At 65.2% G+C, this 16,967-nt stretch carries 15 protein-coding genes and 1 pseudogene; 7 read left to right on the top strand and 9 right to left on the bottom strand.

From position 1 onward, the window contains the following. Positions 1–454 precede the first annotated feature (454 nt). The 7 genes and pseudogenes from ilvB (at position 455) to BG842_RS00880 (ending at position 7,454) form a co-directional block, all read left to right on the top strand. Positions 455–2,298, top strand: a pseudogene (gene ilvB / locus BG842_RS00910) (biosynthetic-type acetolactate synthase large subunit). Continuing rightward, positions 2,295–3,014 carry an acetolactate synthase small subunit gene (gene ilvN / locus BG842_RS00905; protein WP_007981719.1) on the top strand — a complete coding sequence of 240 codons (720 nt, stop codon included), beginning with the start codon at positions 2,295–2,297 and terminating at the stop codon, positions 3,012–3,014. Before ilvB ends, ilvN begins: the two are co-directional and overlap by 4 nt. 11 nt (positions 3,015–3,025) lie before the next feature. Next, a complete protein-coding gene (ilvC, locus tag BG842_RS00900; protein ID WP_069449302.1) occupies positions 3,026–4,087 on the top strand; it encodes a ketol-acid reductoisomerase in 1,062 nt (353 codons plus the stop codon). After that, the gene (locus BG842_RS00895) at positions 4,080–4,418 is read left to right on the top strand and encodes a hypothetical protein (protein ID WP_069449301.1); all 339 of its coding nucleotides are present in this window, start codon (positions 4,080–4,082) and stop codon (positions 4,416–4,418) included. Before ilvC ends, BG842_RS00895 begins: the two co-directional genes overlap by 8 nt. After that, positions 4,415–5,881, top strand: a complete 1,467-nt coding sequence (gene leuC, locus BG842_RS00890; RefSeq protein ID WP_069449300.1) for a 3-isopropylmalate dehydratase large subunit — start codon at positions 4,415–4,417, stop codon at positions 5,879–5,881. Before BG842_RS00895 ends, leuC begins: the two co-directional genes overlap by 4 nt. Beyond that, positions 5,878–6,477 (top strand): 3-isopropylmalate dehydratase small subunit, encoded by a 600-nt coding sequence (leuD, locus tag BG842_RS00885; RefSeq protein ID WP_007981727.1) that lies wholly within the window; start codon positions 5,878–5,880, stop codon positions 6,475–6,477. Before leuC ends, leuD begins: the two co-directional genes overlap by 4 nt. After that, positions 6,474–7,454 (top strand): isocitrate/isopropylmalate dehydrogenase family protein, encoded by a 981-nt coding sequence (locus tag BG842_RS00880; RefSeq protein WP_069449299.1) that lies wholly within the window; start codon positions 6,474–6,476, stop codon positions 7,452–7,454. The genes leuD and BG842_RS00880 overlap by 4 nt, the downstream gene beginning before the upstream one ends. A 13-nt stretch (positions 7,455–7,467) precedes the next feature. On the opposite strand, the gene BG842_RS00875 is transcribed toward BG842_RS00880, so the two are convergent. The 9 genes from BG842_RS00875 to BG842_RS00835 form a co-directional block, all read right to left on the bottom strand. Beyond that, positions 7,468–7,701, bottom strand: coding sequence for a hypothetical protein (locus BG842_RS00875; RefSeq protein ID WP_069449298.1), 234 nt, complete (start codon positions 7,699–7,701; stop codon positions 7,468–7,470). A 139-nt stretch (positions 7,702–7,840) separates the two neighbouring features. Continuing rightward, positions 7,841–8,638: an ABC transporter permease gene (locus BG842_RS00870; protein ID WP_069449297.1), complete on the bottom strand. Its 798-nt coding sequence runs from the start codon at positions 8,636–8,638 to the stop codon at positions 7,841–7,843. Next, the gene (locus BG842_RS00865) at positions 8,635–9,639 is read right to left on the bottom strand and encodes an ABC transporter ATP-binding protein (protein ID WP_069449296.1); all 1,005 of its coding nucleotides are present in this window, start codon (positions 9,637–9,639) and stop codon (positions 8,635–8,637) included. The genes BG842_RS00870 and BG842_RS00865 overlap by 4 nt, the downstream gene beginning before the upstream one ends. Before the next feature lie 46 nt (positions 9,640–9,685). Then, positions 9,686–11,002 (bottom strand): aspartate aminotransferase family protein, encoded by a 1,317-nt coding sequence (locus BG842_RS00860; protein WP_069449295.1) that lies wholly within the window; start codon positions 11,000–11,002, stop codon positions 9,686–9,688. A 10-nt stretch (positions 11,003–11,012) separates the two neighbouring features. Then, the gene (locus BG842_RS00855; protein WP_069449294.1) at positions 11,013–12,350 is read right to left on the bottom strand and encodes a dicarboxylate/amino acid:cation symporter; all 1,338 of its coding nucleotides are present in this window, start codon (positions 12,348–12,350) and stop codon (positions 11,013–11,015) included. Between the two features lie 225 nt (positions 12,351–12,575). Continuing rightward, the gene (ilvD, locus tag BG842_RS00850) at positions 12,576–14,285 is read right to left on the bottom strand and encodes a dihydroxy-acid dehydratase (RefSeq protein WP_069449293.1); all 1,710 of its coding nucleotides are present in this window, start codon (positions 14,283–14,285) and stop codon (positions 12,576–12,578) included. Between the two features lie 87 nt (positions 14,286–14,372). Continuing rightward, positions 14,373–15,752 carry an NAD(P)/FAD-dependent oxidoreductase gene (locus BG842_RS00845; RefSeq protein ID WP_069449292.1) on the bottom strand — a complete coding sequence of 460 codons (1,380 nt, stop codon included), beginning with the start codon at positions 15,750–15,752 and terminating at the stop codon, positions 14,373–14,375. 96 nt (positions 15,753–15,848) lie between these two features. Then, entirely contained in the window at positions 15,849–16,061 is a 213-nt protein-coding gene (locus BG842_RS00840; RefSeq protein WP_254662806.1) for a hypothetical protein, read from the bottom strand. 90 nt (positions 16,062–16,151) lie between these two features. Then, on the bottom strand, positions 16,152–16,967 hold an 816-nt coding region (locus BG842_RS00835; RefSeq protein WP_069449290.1), incomplete at its 5' end, for a sulfurtransferase.

The following is a 16,967-nucleotide window of genomic DNA, read 5'->3' as shown; positions in this document are numbered from 1 at the left end:
TACGCGCCGGGTCAAAGACCGCGGCGCGGAGAAAAACCGCGTGACGGTGAGCGACGTACAACGATTCGCCCGCGAACTGGCGTCGATTCTAGCGAGGAGGCGAACGCGTAACCATGGCCTTCCGCCGCTTTCCCACCCACCGTGAGCCGCGGCCACCCCGACCGCGCAAGAATTGCCCGGCACGTAAGGGCTATTTCTGTTGCACCTCGAATGGTGTTAACACAGATGCCACGACGACGTTCGACCCGCGGTTCGCAAGCGTCGAGCGTTGCGGCCGTGGAGCGCGTACGCATTATTGTAGGGGTCTAGCTACCCCTCACCTCTTCTCACCACCGAACCGGAACGAATCGCAACCCAACAGCACGACGCATACGCGCATATCGATGACAGGCACACGACCGCAATCAGACCAGTATCGACCGACGAACACCGACCGAACCGAGGTGACGGATTCGTGAGCGAACGCACGGTCCCCCCCGTTTCCCACGACGCGGACGAGGGGGAAGCGAACGCCACGGAACCCACGGAGGAACCGACCGAATCGACGACGACCGATTCGAACGAACCGAACGAACCGAACGCGACGACCGAGCCGACCGCGGACGAGCCCACAACGGGCGCACAGTCGCTCGTCTCGACGCTGGAGGCCGCCGGTGTCGAAGCCATGTTCGGCGTGCAGGCGGGGCCATCATGCCCGTCTACGACGCGCTGTTCGACTCGGACATCCACCACGTGACGATGGCCCACGAACAGGGCGCGTCCCACGCGGCGGATGCGTACGGCGTCGTCAAGGGCGAACCGGGCATCTGTCTGGCGACGTCCGGGCCGGGGGCGACGAACCTCGTCACGGGCATCGCCGACGCCAACATGGACTCCGACGCCATGGTCGCCCTGACGGGACAGGTTCCCTCCGGCATGGTCGGCTCCGACGCCTTCCAGGAGACGGACACGACGGGCGTCACGGCCCCCATCACGAAGCACAACTACTTCGCGGGCGACGCGGACACGGTTGGGGATATGGTCGGCGAGGCGTTCGCGCTCGCCGAGACGGGCCGCCCCGGGCCGACGCTCGTGGACCTGCCGAAGGACGCGACGCTCGCCGAGACCGACGCCGACCCCGGCCGCACGGAAACGCCGGACACCTACTCGCCGCAAACGGAAGCGGAGTCCGATGCCGTCGTCGCCGCGGCGCGAGCCGTCGAGGGCGCGGAGAAACCGTTGCTCCTGTTCGGCGGCGGCGTGGTCAAGGGCGATGCGTGCGAGGAGGCGCGGCAGTTCGCCACCGAGCACGGCATTCCCGTCGTGACGACCATGCCCGCCATCGGATCGATGCCCGAGGACCACGACCTCTGTCTGTCGTGGGCGGGCATGCACGGCACCGGCTACGCAAACATGGCCGTCACGCACTGTGACGTGCTGATAGCCGTCGGCTGTCGGTTCGACGACCGACTGACCGGCGGCGTGGACACCTTCGCGCCCGAGGCGGAGGTCGTTCACATCGACATCGACCCGGCCGAGATTTCGAAGAACGTCCACGCGGACTATCCGCTCATCGGCGACGCGGGGACGGTCGTCGAACAGGTCGATGCGGAAGTGTCGCCCAAGGATACGAACGACTGGGGCGCGTGGCGCGAGCAGTGCTCGTCGTGGAAGGAAGAGTTCCCCCTGACCTACGACACGCCCGAAGACGAACCGCTGAAACCGCAGTTTGTGGTCGAGGCGCTGGACGAGGCGACGGACGACGACGCCATCGTCACGACCGGCGTCGGCCAGCACCAGATGTGGGCCGCGCAGTTCTGGACGTACCGCAGTCCGCGAACGTGGGTGTCCAGTCACGGTCTGGGAACGATGGGCTACGGTCTACCCGCCGCAATCGGCGCTCGGTTCGCGGCCGACGACGACCAGCAGGTCGTCTGCATCGACGGCGACGGTTCCTTCCAGATGACGATGCAAGAACTCTCCGTGGCGGTTCGGGAGAACCTCGACATCACCGTCGTCATCCTGAACAACGAGTACATCGGGATGGTTCGCCAGTGGCAGGACGCCTTCTTCGAGGGACGGCGGATGGCCGCCGAGTACGACTGGTGTCCCGAGTTCGACAAGCTGGCCGAAGCGTTCGGCGCGAAGGGCTTCGCCGTGGACGACTACGACGAGGTGGCCGACACCATCGAGGAAGCGCTGGCCTACGACGGCCCGTCGGTCATCGACTTCCACGTCGACCCCGGCACGAACGTCTATCCGATGGTTCCGAGCGGCGGTGCCAACGGCAAATTCGCCCTCTCGGAGGACCAACTATGAGCGGGGAAGACGCGACGGACGACCAGTCCGCGCAGAACCCGTCCGGAGGAATGCCCGGCACCGCACCCGACGACCGACCGCATCCCGACGGTCGCCGGAACGAACAGGGCATCCGAATCGACCCGGAAGCGGAGGCGGAACCGCGACGGCGAACCGCCGTCGTCTCCGCGCTGGTCGAACACGAACCGGGCGTCCTCTCGCGCGTCTCCGGGCTGTTCTCCCGGCGACGGTTCAACATCGAGAGCCTGACGGTCGGCCCGACGACGGTGGACGGCCACGCGCGAATCACGCTCGTGGTCGAGGAGACGGAATCAGGCATCGACCAAGTGGAGAAACAACTGGCGAAGCTCAAGCCCGTCATTCAGGTGGGTGAGGTGGACGACCCGGCCGTCCGCGCCGAGTTGGTGCTCCTGAAGGTCCGCGGCGACAGGCCCGACGAGGTTCACGCCATCACCCAGATGTACGAGGGCCAAACGCTCGACGCCGGACCGCGAACCATCACGGTCCAGATAACGGGCGACCAGCAGAAAATCGACGACGCGGTGGACGCTTTCCGCCAGTTCGGCATCATCGAAATCGCCCGAACCGGCCAGACCGCGTTGGCCCGCGGCGACACGCCGACGACGCCCGGCGAGGAACCGGGGCACTCCACTCAACCGCCCGAAGACCCCCACAGCGCGGAGGACAGTGAGACGACCGACACGACCGAAAACTGAAGATTACAACAATGACTGATCAATACGACGCGACGATATACTACGACGACGACGCGGACGACAGCTATCTGAACGACAAGACGGTGGCCGTACTCGGCTACGGCAGTCAGGGCCACGCCCACGCCCAAAACCTCGCGGACAGCGGGGTAGACGTTGTGGTCGGCCTGCGAGAAGGTTCCTCGTCCCGAAAAGCGGCGGAGGCCGACGGACTCCGAGTTGCGACGCCGAAGGAGGCCGCGAGCGAGGCGCAGGTCGTCTCGGTGCTCGTGCCGGACACCGTGCAACCCGCCGTGTACGCCGACATCGAGTCCGAACTCGAACCCGGCGACACCCTGCAGTTCGCGCACGGCTTCAACATCCACTACGGCCAAATCGAACCGTCGGACGACGTGGACGTGACGATGATCGCACCGAAGTCGCCGGGCCACCTCGTCCGGCGGAACTATCAGGCCGAGGAAGGGACGCCCGGCCTGCTCGCGGTCTATCAGGACGCGAGCGGCGAGGCGAAGGAGGAGGCGCTCGCCTACGGCAAGGCCATCGGCTGTACCCGCGCCGGTGTGGTCGAAACCTCGTTCCAGGAGGAGACGGAAACCGACCTGTTCGGCGAGCAGGCCGTCCTCTGTGGCGGCGTCACGGAACTCATCAAGGCGGGCTACGAGACGCTCGTGGACGCGGGGTACTCGCCCGAGATGGCCTACTTCGAGTGTCTGAACGAGATGAAACTCATCGTGGACCTGATGTACGAGGGTGGCCTCGGCGAGATGTGGGATTCGGTCTCCGACACCGCCGAATACGGTGGCCTGACCCGCGGCGAGGTCGTCGTGGACGACCACGCCCGCGAGAAGATGGAACAGGTGCTCGAAGAGGTGCAGAACGGCGAGTTCGCCCAACAGTGGATCGTCGAGAACCAGGCCGGACGCCCGTCGTACCGCCAGAAGCGGAACGCCGAGAAGAACCACGAAATCGAGGAGGTCGGGGACCGCCTCCGGGAACTGTTCGCGTGGTCGGAGACGGAAGACGAGGAATCGGAATCCGAAGAGAAAGAGCAAGAGCGGGTGACAGCAGATGACTAGCGATGTTCCGAAGGAACATCGAAAAGCGAGTAGCGCGGAACACCGTTCCGCGGACAGTCAAGCGGCAACGCCGCGAGACAACGGTGAAACCGTGAGCAGCGATGGTCCGGAAACGATGGGCGAAATCAGCCACGTCCACCCCTTCGCCGACCGCGGGGCGATGACGCGCGTGTTCAGCCGCGGCCGAATCGTCGCGGACGGCGGGGAACACGAATCGAACGACGAGGAGACGAAGACGATGGCCGACATCGAGCACGAAGCGCCCGCGGGAGCGGGTGACTCGGCGGGCGTCTTCGAGCGCGGCCACGAGTTCCGGGTACAGTACCGATGAGCGAGGGAACGCTCTACGACAAGGTGTGGGACCGACACCGGGTGACGGACCTGCCGACGGGCCAAACCCAGCTGTTCGTCGGCCTGCACCTCGTCCACGAGGTGACGAGTCCGCAGGCGTTCGGGATGCTGGAGGAGCGCGACATGGAGGTCGCGTACCCGGAGAACACGCACGCCACGGTGGACCACATCGTCCCGACCGCGGACCAGTCGCGCCCCTACAGCGACGACGCGGCGGAGGAGATGATGTCCGAACTGGAGGAGAACGTCCGCGAGGCGGGTATCGACTTCTCGCACCCGAAGTCGGGCGACCAAGGCATCGTGCACGTCATCGGGCCGGAGCAGGGGTTGACCCAACCCGGCATGACCATCGTCTGCGGCGACAGCCACACCGCGACGCACGGCGCGTTCGGCGCGCTGGCGTTCGGAATCGGGACGAGCCAGATTCGGGACGTGCTCGCCACCGGGACGATAGCGATGGAGAAACAGAAGGTTCGCCGAATTCGCGTCACGGGCGAACTCGGCGAGGGCGTCTCGGCGAAGGATATCGTCCTCGAAATCATCCGCCGCCTCGGAACCGACGGCGGCGTCGGCTACGTCTACGAGTACGCGGGCGAAGCCATCGAGAATTTGGACATGGAAGGCCGGATGAGCATCTGCAACATGTCCATCGAGGGCGGCGCTCGCGCGGGCTACGTCAACCCCGACGAGACGACGTACGAGTACCTGCGCGAAACGGACGCGTTCGAAGACAGCGAGGGACAGAGTCCCTCTGGCAGCCGGACGCAGTCCGGCGACGACCCCGAGAAGTTCGAGGAGCTCAAATCCTACTGGGAGTCCGTCCGCTCGGACGAGGACGCGACCTACGACGACGAGGTGGTCATCGACGGCGACGAACTCGAACCGATGGTGACGTGGGGGACGACCCCCGGACAGGGCGTCGGCATCACGGAACCGATTCCGGACCCCGACGACCTGCCGAAAGACAAGCGGGAGAGCGCACGCGACGCACAGGAACACATGCGCGTGGAACCCGGCGAGACGATGGCGGGCTACGACATCGACGTGGCGTTCGTCGGCTCCTGTACGAACGCCCGATTGCCGGACTTGCGACGCGCCGCAGCGGTCGTCGAGGGACGCGAAGTCCACGACGACGTGCGGGCGATGGTCGTCCCCGGCAGCCAACGCGTGAAGGCCGCCGCGGAGGAGGAAGGCTTGGACGAAATCTTCCGCGAGGCCGGTTTCGACTGGCGCGGTGCCGGTTGTTCGATGTGTCTCGGCATGAACGACGACCAACTTGACGGTGACGAGGCCAGCGCGTCCTCCTCGAACCGCAACTTCGTGGGACGGCAGGGCAGTCCCGACGGACGGACGGTCCTGATGAGCCCGGAGATGGTCGCGGCCGCCGCGATTCGCGGCGAAGTGACTGACGTGCGCGAACTGTCGGAGGTGGCGAGCGCATGACCGACAAAATTACGCACGAATCCGGAACCGGAATCGCCGTGCGGGGCAACGACATCGACACCGACCAGATAATCCCGGCGCGGTTCATGAAGGTCGTCACCTTCGACGGATTGGGGCAGTTCGCCTTTTTCGACCAGCGGTTCGATTCGAACGACGACCCGCAACCGCACCCCTTCAACGACGACGCGCACAACGGCGCGTCGATTCTGGTCGTCAACGCCAACTTCGGCTGTGGCTCCTCGCGCGAGCACGCGCCGCAGGCGCTCGCGCGGTGGGGAATCGACGCCATCGTCGGCGAGAGCTTCGCCGAAATCTTCGCGGGCAACTGTCTGGCGCTGGGAATTCCGACCGTCACTGCCGACGCCGAGACGGTCGAGGCGTTACAGGATTTCGTCGAGGAGAACCCCGACGCAGAAATCGAGGTCGACGTGGCGGACGAGACGGTCAGCTACGACGACCGAACCGTGCAAGCGAACGTGGACGACGCCCAGCGACAGGCGCTCGTGGAGGGCGTCTGGGACACGACGGCGCTAATGAAGTCGAACGAAGCGGAAATCGAGAAAACGGCCGAGAGCCTCCCTTACGTCGAACAATGAGCGAACAAATAGCGGTCATCCCCGGCGACGGAATCGGACAGGAAGTAGTACCTGCGGCACGACGAGTCCTCGAAGCCGTCGGACCGGAGTTCGAGTTCGTGGAAGGCGACGCGGGCGACGCAGTGAAAGAGGAGACGGGAACCGCGCTCCCGGACGAAACCCGGTCACTCGTCGCGGCATCCAACGCGACCCTGTTCGGCGCGGCGGGCGAGACGGCGGCGGAGGTCATCCTCCCGCTTCGGAGCGTGGTGGACTCGTTCGTCAACGTCCGGCCAGCGCGGGCCTACCCCGGCACCGACGCGCTTCGCCCCGAGACGGACCTCGTGTTCCTCCGCGAGAACACGGAGGGCGTCTACGCGGGCCACGAATCGCGGCTGAGCGACGACGTGGCGACGCTGACCCGCGTCGTCACCGAATCCGCCTCCGAACGGCTCGCCGAGTTCGCGTGCGAGTACGTCGAGGGACGCGACGAGGAGTCGTTCACCATCGCCCACAAGGCCAACGTGATGCGCGAGACGGATGGCGTGTTCCGCGACACGGTGGACCGCGTTGCGGACGTTCACAGCGTCCCGCACGACGAGATGCTGATGGACGCGCTGGCGACGCACCTCTGCTTGCGCCCCGAGGAGTACGACGTCATCGTCTGTCCGAACCTCGCTGGGGACGTGCTCTCCGACCTCGCAGCCGGACTGGTGGGCGGCTTGGGTCTGCTTCCCTCCGCGAACATCGGCCCGGACAACGCCCTGTTCGAACCCGTCCACGGCACCGCCCCGGACATCGCGGGCGAGGGCGTGGCGAACCCCGCCGCGACCATGCTCTCGGCGGCGATGTTGCTGGAGCATCTGGGCTACGACGAGGACGGAGCGGCGGTCAGGGCGGCCGTCGAAGCCGTGCTGTCGGACGGGCCGCGGACGCCCGACCTCGGCGGCGACGCGACCACCAAGAACGTGACGGAAGCGGTGCTGTCGCGGTTGTAGAACTCCTCTTTTTTCAGGGCCAGACGGCGAGAATTACCATTAGAATGCCGAGCGCACCCAACAGGCCGAAACCGAGTTGCGTCACGATGACCTTCCAACCGGCGGGTTCGACCTCACCCATCGGCGTCGTGCTCCCGATGGCGTCGGCCTGTTCGCTGAACCGTGCTATTTGGTAGCCGTACCGGACACCGAGCGCGCCGAGGGCGAGGCTACCGACTCCGACGAGCATCGTTCCGAAATCTGCCATCAGTTATCGATTTGAGACGTGCGATAAATGCTTTCTGCACTGAACGATGGGGTCGGATTTTATATTATATACTACTGTGATCTACTAAATCATACTGAAATGTACTGTTATCCGGTGACGACCGGATTTCCGCCCCGAATCAGTCGGTCAACCCGTACCCCTGCCGGAACAGGTACGTGTCGATGGCCATCACGACGAGCGTCAGTCCCGTCAAGACGCCGAGCGAGAGGTTCGGGTCGAGTTCCGACGCGCCGAGGAAGCCGTACCGGACGCCATCGACCATGTACACCATCGGGTTGAGCATGGTGAGGTCGCGGTAGATACCGGACGGGAGGCTGTCGAGCGTGTAGAACACGCCGCCGAAGAAGACGAGGGGACGGACGATGAACTGGTTCATCATCGTCAGGTTGTCCCAGTCGTCGGCCCAGAGGCCGCCGACCACGCCGAAACTGGAGAAGAGGAGCGTGATGACGAGCGCGAAGGCGACGAGGTAGAACGGACGGGCGACCCCGACGGACGTGAAGAACGCGCCGAGGACGGCGATGAGCGCCCCGACGAGGAGGCCCCGCGTCGCGCCCGAGACGATGTAGGAGGCGACCATCCGCGAGTACGACATCGGCGAGGTCAGCGTCTCCTCGATGTAGCGGTTCCAGCGCCCGTGGAAGATGGAGAAACAGGAGTTCTCGAAGGCGTTGGAGATGGCACCCAGTACGACCAGTCCGGGCAAAATGAAGACGATGTAGGGGACGCTCTGGCCGTCGAACTGCATCCCGCCGACGCGGTTGCCGAGGATGACGCCGAAAACGGAGAAGTACAGCACGTTCGTCACGAACGGCGGGACGAACGTGTTCCGCGGCCGACGGAGGAATCGAAGGATTTCGCGGCGGGTCAGGGTGACGAATCCCGTGAGACCAGCGGTATCGGTTTCGCCGCTCACGCGCCGTCACCCCCGGCAATCGCGGCGAGGTCGGAATCGTCGCGGTCGTTCTCGTCGGGCGATTCGCTCCCCGTCGTCTCCCCGGTTCGCGTCATCTCGACGAACACCTCTTCGAGCGAGGTGCGCGAGATGTCGAAGTGGACGATTTCGAATCCCTTTCGGTCGAGTTCGCGGACGAGTTCCGGGGCGAGCAGTCCCGCTTCCGGGGCCGTGACGACGAGTTCGTCGCCGTCCAGTTCTATGTCCTGGATTTTGTCCCGACCGGCCGACAGGTGTGGCGCGGATTCGGGCGGGTTGCGGAGCGAAATCGTCACCTTGTCCGGTCCGCGACCCATGAGTTCCTCGGGGCTCGCCACCTCGACGATTTGGCCCGAATCGAGGATGGCGACCTCATCGCAGAGACGTTCGGCCTCCTCGATGTAGTGGGTCGTGAGCAGAATCGTGGTTCCCGACTCGTTGAGTTCGGTAATGAGGTCCCACAGGTCGTGGCGCAACTGCACGTCCACCCCGGCGGTCGGTTCGTCCAGAATGAGCAGGTCGGGTTCGGTGATGAGCGCCCGCGCCAGCACGAACCGGCGTTTCATCCCGCCGGAGAGCCAGTCGAAGCGCGTGTCGCGCTTGTCGTAGATGCCGACCCGCTTCAGCACCTCGTCGGCGCGGTCCCGGGCCTCCGACTTCGGAATGCCGTGATACCCGGCCTTGTGCTCCAACACCTCCCGAATCGGGAAGAAGCGGTCCACGTTGAACTCCTGCGGCGCGAGGCCGATTCGGTCGCGCGCCTCGCGGTAGTCGTTTTCTACGTCCGCACCGAACACCTCCGCCGTCCCGCCGGACTTCTTCACGAGGCCGACGAGGATGTTGATGAACGTTGTCTTGCCCGCACCGTTCGGACCGAGCAACCCGAAAAACGACCCCTTCGGAACGTCGAGGTCGACCCCCTTCAGCGCCCGTACCTCCCCGTACTCCTTTTCGAGGTCACGTATGCGTATCGCAGAATCCATTCGAAAAACGGTAGTCGTCGGGTACGGTTAAGGGTGCTGAACCCGGTCAGACGTTCCCAAGCACGTCGTCGGCGTCGTCCAGATAGGCCGCCAACTCCGCCTCGCCGTGGGCGAACGAGAGGTGGTGGCGCTTGTACGGGTTCGGCGTGAAGAAGTGACCACGTTCGCGCATCCCCGCCGCGAACTCGCGGAAGCGCTCCTCGTCCAGTCCGAGGATGTCCTCGTAGTTCTCCGGTTCGCCCGTCACGCCGAACTGGACGCTGAAGATGCTCCGGTGTCCGACGACGCGACCCTCGATGCCGTGGTCGGAGAGCAGGTCCCGGAGTCCGGCCCGATACTCGTCGCCGAGGTCGGTGACGTGGGACTGCACGTCCTCTTCGACGATGGTGTCGATGGTCGCGCGCGCCGCGGCGAGTCCGGGCAGGTTACCCGAGTACGTCCCGCTGATGACGACGCCGGATTTGTTGTCGCCGCCAGCCTGTTCGAGCAGGTCCGTTCGCCCGCCGACCGCCGCGATGGGGTAGCCGTTGCCAAGCGCCTTCGCAACGCAGGTCAGGTCGGGTGTGACGCCGAACTCCCCCTGTGCGCCATTCGGCGAGTGGCGGAAGCCGGTGATGACTTCATCGAAGATGAGCGGCACGTCGGCGTCCCGCGTCACCTCGCGGAGCGTTTCGAGGAACTCCTGTCGAGGTAGAATGCAGCCGACCGAGTGAGGGACGGGTTCGAGGATGACCGCCGCGATGTCGTCGCCGTGTTCGCGGACGACCGCTTCGGCGGCCTCGCTGTCGTTGAACGGGACGACGAGCGTGTTCTCCACGGCGGACGAAAGCATCCCCTCGGATTCTGGATGTGGCTCGCCGAGTTCGTCCTCCGACGGATAGACGCTCACGTCCACGTAGTCGTGCCAACCGTGATAGCAGCCCTCGAACTTCAGAATCTTCTCGTTGCCCGTGTACGCTCTGGCGAGTCGAATCGCGTGATACGTCGCCTCGCTCCCGCTATTGCAGAAGTTGACCTGCTCGACACCGGGGAGGTAATCGACCAGTCGCTCGGCGACCTCGACTTCGAGGGGAGCCGTCCCCGTGCCGTAGAGGACGCCGCCGTCGATGGCGCTTCGGGCCGCCTCGTCCACTCGGTCGTCCGCGTGTCCGAGGATGATGGGGCCGAAGCCGAGGTGGTAATCGACGTACTCCTCGCCGTCGACGGTGGTCAGCGTCGCACCGTTGGCGCGTTCGAACGCCACGTCGCCGGTGTCGTACGCCTGCGCCCGGAGTCCGGTCTGTGCACCGCCCGGAATCACCTCACGGGCGCGCTCGACGATTCGCTCGCTCCGCGTCGTGTCGGTTGTCGGTTCCGAATTCATGGGCGGGAGGTTAGTCGTCACCCGTTATAGTGTTGAGTGCGTCGCTCCGACCGATGCTCTCGTCGTCGGCCCAGACGCCGGTGCCGAAGTCGATTGCGTCGTTCCACTTCGCCACGAGCGTCGTGACCGCGAGGTCGCCGGTGATGTTGTTCATCGTCCGCATCCGGTCGAGCAGCGGGTCGATTCCAAGGACGAACGCGATGGCCTGAATCGGCAGGCCGACCTGCGTGAACACGACGGTCATCATGACGATGCTCGCGCCCGGAACGCCCGCGGTTCCGACGCTGGCGATGAGCGCCGTGACGAGGATGCTCAACTGTTCCGAAATCGTGAGCGTCTTCCCGACCACGTTCGCGGTGAAGATGGCGGCGATACCGAGGTACATGGCCGTTCCGTCCATGTTGATGGTCGCACCGAGCGGCAGGGAGAAACTGTACACCTCCTGGTCGATGCCGAGGTTCTCGTCCGCGTTCGACATCGTGACCGGGAGCGTCCCGCTGGACGACCGGATGCTCAACGCCGTCACCATCGCGTCTTTCCCGCCGCGGACGAAATCCATCGGGGAGTGACCGACGAGTCCGCGGATGATGACGAGGAGGTACACTATCGATATCTGGAGGCCAATGGCGATGGCGAGCGTGGCGAAGAGTTTGAACAGGGAGAGGATGGCTTCCGGCCCCGTCTGAGCGAACAGCGCGGCCATCAGCGCGAACACGCCGATGACGCCGTACTCCATGATACCCCAGACGATTTTGAACATCACTTCGGCACCCGCTTCAACCACGTCGAACGTGGTCTGGACGCCGTTGTAGACGTCGGACCCCTCTTCGGCCTCGTCGCGGACGACCGTCAGGCCGATACCGAACGCCAGCGCGAAGAAGATGACGCCGAGGATCTTCCCCTCCGCCATCGCGCTGAAGGGGTTCTGGGGGACGATGTTCAGGAGAACGCTCGCCAGTCCCGACGCCTGTTTCGTCTCGACGGCCGGTTTCGCCAGCGCGTCCTTGAGGTGCAGTCCGACGCCGGGGTCGATGAGGTTCGCCACGCCGAGACCGATGGCGATGGCGACCCCCGTCGTGAGGAGGTACAGGAAGATGACCTGTCCGCCGACCTTTCCGAGGTTCTTCGGCGAGAGGTTCCGCGCCGCCATCACGAGCGTGAACACGACGATGGGAACGATGACCATCTTCAGCAGTCGGACGAAGAGGTCGCCGAGCGGTTGGAGGTTCGTCGCCGGTTCGCCGACCACGAGTCCCACGACCGACCCGAGGACGAACGCAGCCGCGATACGGTAGATGATGGCGACAGATCGATAGCGTCGCCATGCCCGTTGTACAACACTTGCCATACGTCTTCAATAGTACCCAAAAACAATGCAAAAACACTTCGATTCTCGGTAGAATATGGAAATAAATTCCAATAATAACTATTATATTGGATTTATTTACATTTCGGCAGGGTGGCAATAGGTGGTCATCGATGGTCACCTCTGTCGTCCGGTGCCGTCCTCTCCGTTAGCGCTCCCGCTCGGTGAGAGAATTGTCGGAAAGAATAACGTCCGAACTGGGTGTCGTTACTCCCGCTTCGCGCCCGGATTCGTCACCGCGCCGTTGGCCGCCGACCCGAACGTCTCGCCGTACTTGGCGAGGACGCCGGAGTCGTAGCGCGGGGCGTCCGGTTCCCAGTCGTCCAATCGCGCGTCGAGTTCCTCCTCGGAGAGGTCCACGGAGAGTTCGCGGTTCGGGATATCCACCGTGATTTCGTCACCGTCCTCGACCACCGCGATGGGTCCGCCGTCGCGGGCTTCCGGGGCGACGTGTCCGACCATGGGACCGCGGGTCGCACCCGAGAACCGGCCGTCGGTCAGGAGCGCCACGTCGTCCTCGTGGCCCTGTCCAACCACTGCCGCCGTCACGCCGAGCATCTCGCGCATGCCGGGGCCGCCGCGCGGACCTTCGTTTCTGATGACGATGACATCGCCCGATTCGATGCCTCCCTCTTGAACGTACTTCATCGCGTCCTCCTCGTTCTCGAAGACGCGGGCTGGACCGCTGTGGTGGAACTTGTCCTCCCCCGTGACCTTTAGGACCGACCCGTCGGGTGAGAGGTTGCCTTTCAGGATTTTGATGGCCCCCTCCTCGTGGAACGGGTCGTCCACGGGGCGGAGGAAGTCGGCGTCGGAGTCGCCGGAGACTCCTAGATGGTCGAGTTCCTCCTCGATGGTGCGGCCGGTCACGGTCATCGCGTCGCCGTGGATGTAGCCCCCGTCGAGCAGTCGCCGGAGGACGACGGGGATGCCGCCCTCGTCGTGGAGGTCCTTCATGACCCGCGTGCCGCCGGGTTGGAGGTTGGCGATTTTGGGCGTCCGGTGCGAAATCTCGTCGAAGTCGTCGATGTCGAGGTCGATTCCGGCCTCCGCCGCGAGCGCGAGGAGGTGCAGGACGGCGTTGGTCGAACCGCCCATCGCCACCTGCACCGCGATGGCGTTCTCGAAGGATTCGCGCGAGAGGATATCGGACGGTTTGCGGTCGTTTTCCACCGCGTCCAACACGAGTTCGCCCGCACCCTCCGCGACTTCGTATCGTTCCGGCGATTCGGCAGGTGGACTGGCGGACCCGAGCGGTGCGAGGCCGAGGACTTCGCTGATGGTCGCCATCGTGTTGGCGGTGAACATCCCGCCGCAGGACCCCGCGCCGGGACAGGCGTCGTGTTCGAGTTCGACCAACTCGTCCTCGGTCATGTCGCCGTGGGCCACCGCGCCGACGCCCTCGAAGACGTTCTGAACCGTCACTTCGCGGCCCTCGTGTTCGCCGGGGAGAATCGACCCGCCGTACAGGAAGACGGTCGGCAGGTCGGTGCGGATGGCCGCCATCATCATGCCGGGGAGGTTCTTGTCGCATCCCGCGACCGTGACGAGAGCGTCCATGCGCTCGCCGAAGGCGACGAGTTCCACGCTGTCGGCGATGACCTCCCGCGAGATGAGGCTAGCTTTCATCCCCTCCGTCCCCATGGAGATGGCGTCGGAAATCGTGATGGTGCCGAACTCGATGGGCATGCCGCCCGCCTCGTTAACGCCGTCGATGGCCGCCCCGGCCACGTCGTCCAGATGGACGTTGCAGGGCGTGATGTCGGCCGCGGGGTTCGCCACCCCGACCATCGGCGAGGAGAGGTCGTCGTCGTCGAAACCCATGGCGCGGAACATCGCCCGATGCGGCGCGCGTTCCGGGCCTTCCGTCACTTCTTGGCTCCGCAACCCGTCGTCTTTCTCCGTGCTGTTGCTCATGACTGTGAGTAAGGGCGGCACGCCGAGTTAAAGCCTCCCGAAGCGACAGACCTTGCTGTCGAATCGCCCGGAGCGTTCAGCCGGGAATCACGCCCGCTGTCGAACGAAATCAGCCGACCACCCGGTCGGCTTGAGGACGCGCCACGCGACGGTCGGGCGGAACAGCGAACTGGGCGGGCGCTCCATCATCAACACCCGGACGAACGCGGTGGCGAGTTCGCCGTCCGTGTGCGCCTTGCGAATCAAGCGGGAGAGGTACCTGCCGACGAACTCCGTGCCGCGCGGTTTAGGACCCGTCGTCCGTTCGAACGCGAAGTCGCTGCCGACCCCCAGCAGCCACGCGGTATCGACGACCGGTTCCGCGCGGTCGAAAAAGCGGAGCGCGAGGTTCTCCCGACCACCCGCGGACAGCGTGTGATGCAACACGAGCGCTTCGAGCGCGGCCACCGACATCCCCTGTGCGTAAACCGGATTGTAGCTGGCGATGGCGTCGCCGACCACGAGGAGACCGTCGGGGAATCTGTCGAGGCGCTCGTAGCGGTATCTCCTGTTGGCGGGAAACGGATAGCGGTGGACGGCCTCCGCAACCGGCGGATGCTCGTCGAGCAACTCCTTCACCTCGGAAACGGGGAGGCTTTCGGCGAACTCGGTGAACCCCTCGAAATCCCCCGGCGGAACGTCGCCGTGGACGCCGTTCATGTTCACCACCCAGCGGTTTCCCTCGACGGGGGCGGCCATCCCACCGCGGGTGTGCGGCGGCGCGGGCGGCACGAGGAACGTCCGGCGGTCGTCGGACGGTCGCTCGACGAAGGTGGTGCTGTAGTGCACGTCGATGTGCACCTCGTCCAGCGGCGGCGGCGCGTAGCCGTGAGCTCCCAGCCACTTCGGCGTTCGACTCGTCCGGCCGGTGGCATCGACGACCAAATCGGCACGCGCTTCCTTCCGCTCCCCGCCTTCGTGGAGCACGACGCCCTCCACGGTCGTCGCCGCGTCGTCACAGAGGAACTCCACGAAGCGACAGTTCGGGCGGAGATGCACGTCGTCGAGGTCGGACACGCGCCGTCGAACGACCTGCTCGAACAGCGGTCGGGTCGCGGAGACGTTCTCCATCGGCGTCGGCCCGTGGGCGAGAAAGCCCCCTTCGCCGTAGAAGTTCACGTCGCTGGAGAAATCGACGACGACCGCGCCTGCGGAGACGAGCGCCTCGCTGAATCCCGGGAACAAATCCTCCAGCGTCGCCCGTCCGGCCTCCATGAGCGCGTGCGGTTGGCGTCCTTGCGGGACGCCGGGGCGAGCGACCGACTCGTCGGGAAACGAATCGCGGTCGACGACCGTGACGTTCTCGAACCGGTCGGACAACACCCGCGCGGTAACCAGACCGGCCATTCCCGCCCCGACCACCACCGCCGTCCCGCTCCGCGCCGACGGAGTTGCGCCGTCGTACCGCGGAACGGTTGCCAAGGTCATGCGGACATCCCTCCCCACCGCTGACTTCGCGCAGCAATGTGTTAACTATTGACACACCCTCCGTCTTCGGAGGTTCGCCGATATGGTGTCCCCCTCTCACGCCAGTTCGGAGCGGATATCGTCCACCAACTCCCGCGCCCGTTCGACGTGCTCGTCCGCCTCCTCGCTCCCGGTCTCCTCGACGTTCGAGAGTAACTCGTCAGCCTGTGAGACGCGCTTTGCCACGACCGATTCGGGCGCGCCTCGGGCGTCCCCGACGACTGCTTGTGCTTCGCCGAGATACTGACTCGGGCGCGTGGCGACCGGCAACGACGCCGTGGCTTCCAGGTGGTCGTACAGTTCGGCGACGAGTTCGTGAAAGTCGGTGATGGTGGCGATTCGTCACCCCGGAAAAAGAACTTACTCCTCGCCGGTTTCGATGGGCGCTCGAACCAGATTGCCCCACTCGGTCCACGACCCGTCGTAGTTGCGCACGTCTTCGAACCCGAGCAGGTCGTGGAGCGCGAACCACTCGATGGAGGAGCGTTCACCGACGCGGCAGTAGGCGATGATGGACTCCTCGCCGTCCACGCCGTGGTCGGCGTACAGTTCGCGCAGTTCGTCGGCCGACTTGAACCGGCCGTCGTCGGCGAGGACTTGCGCGACCGGAACGTTGCTCGCGCCGGGGATGTGCCCGCCGCGTTGGGCCGTCTCCTGCAACCCTTCGGGCGCGATGACTTCGCCCGTGAACTCCTCCGGCGAGCGCACGTCCACGAGCGGCAGGCCGGATTCGATGGCCGTGTCCACGTCGTCCTTGTACGCCCGGATGCTCTCGAAGGGGCCGCGGGCGTGGTACTCCTGTGCCGGGTGGTCGGGTACTTCCTCGGTCAGTTCGTAGTCATTTTCGACCCAGTAGTCCTTCCCGCCGTTCAGCACGCGGGCGTCCTCGTGGCCGTAGTATTTGAACTGCCAGTAGGCGTACAGCGCGAACCAGTTCGGAATCCACCCGTCGCCGTAGAAGACGACGGTGGAGTCCTCGTCGATTCCGGCGTCACCCACCACTCGCTCGAAGTCGTCCTTCTTCAGGATGTCCCGCTCGGTTTCGTCCGAAAGGTCCTCGTCCCACTGCAGCCCGATAGCGCCGGGGATGTGTCCGTCGTCGTAGCGCGACGGGAAGTTGCTGTCGGGTGATTCGGGACTGTTGACCTCCACGAGGCGATACGCCGGGTCGTCGCT

The sequence above is a fragment of the Haladaptatus sp. W1 genome, assembly GCF_001723155.1.
Lineage (GTDB): Archaea > Halobacteriota > Halobacteria > Halobacteriales > Haladaptataceae > Haladaptatus > Haladaptatus paucihalophilus.
Note: the sequence above shows the minus strand (reverse complement) of the source record. Positions and strands in the feature narration are given on the sequence as shown.

Bases quoted from the DNA above. Each gene is read 5' to 3' on its own strand.
- BG842_RS00895 (WP_069449301.1), top strand. From the start codon at position 4,080: ATGACTAGCGATGTTCCGAAGGAACATCGAAAAGCGAGTAGCGCGGAA.
- BG842_RS00865 (WP_069449296.1), bottom strand. From the start codon at position 9,639: ATGGATTCTGCGATACGCATACGTGACCTCGAAAAGGAGTACGGGGAG.
- leuC (WP_069449300.1), top strand. From the start codon at position 4,415: ATGAGCGAGGGAACGCTCTACGACAAGGTGTGGGACCGACACCGGGTG.
- ilvN (WP_007981719.1), top strand. From the start codon at position 2,295: ATGAGCGGGGAAGACGCGACGGACGACCAGTCCGCGCAGAACCCGTCC.
- leuD (WP_007981727.1), top strand. From the start codon at position 5,878: ATGACCGACAAAATTACGCACGAATCCGGAACCGGAATCGCCGTGCGG.
- BG842_RS00875 (WP_069449298.1), bottom strand. From the start codon at position 7,701: ATGGCAGATTTCGGAACGATGCTCGTCGGAGTCGGTAGCCTCGCCCTC.
- BG842_RS00860 (WP_069449295.1), bottom strand. From the start codon at position 11,002: ATGAATTCGGAACCGACAACCGACACGACGCGGAGCGAGCGAATCGTC.
- BG842_RS00855 (WP_069449294.1), bottom strand. From the start codon at position 12,350: ATGGCAAGTGTTGTACAACGGGCATGGCGACGCTATCGATCTGTCGCC.
- BG842_RS00845 (WP_069449292.1), bottom strand. From the start codon at position 15,752: ATGACCTTGGCAACCGTTCCGCGGTACGACGGCGCAACTCCGTCGGCG.
- ilvC (WP_069449302.1), top strand. From the start codon at position 3,026: ATGACTGATCAATACGACGCGACGATATACTACGACGACGACGCGGAC.
- BG842_RS00880 (WP_069449299.1), top strand. From the start codon at position 6,474: ATGAGCGAACAAATAGCGGTCATCCCCGGCGACGGAATCGGACAGGAA.
- ilvD (WP_069449293.1), bottom strand. From the start codon at position 14,285: ATGAGCAACAGCACGGAGAAAGACGACGGGTTGCGGAGCCAAGAAGTG.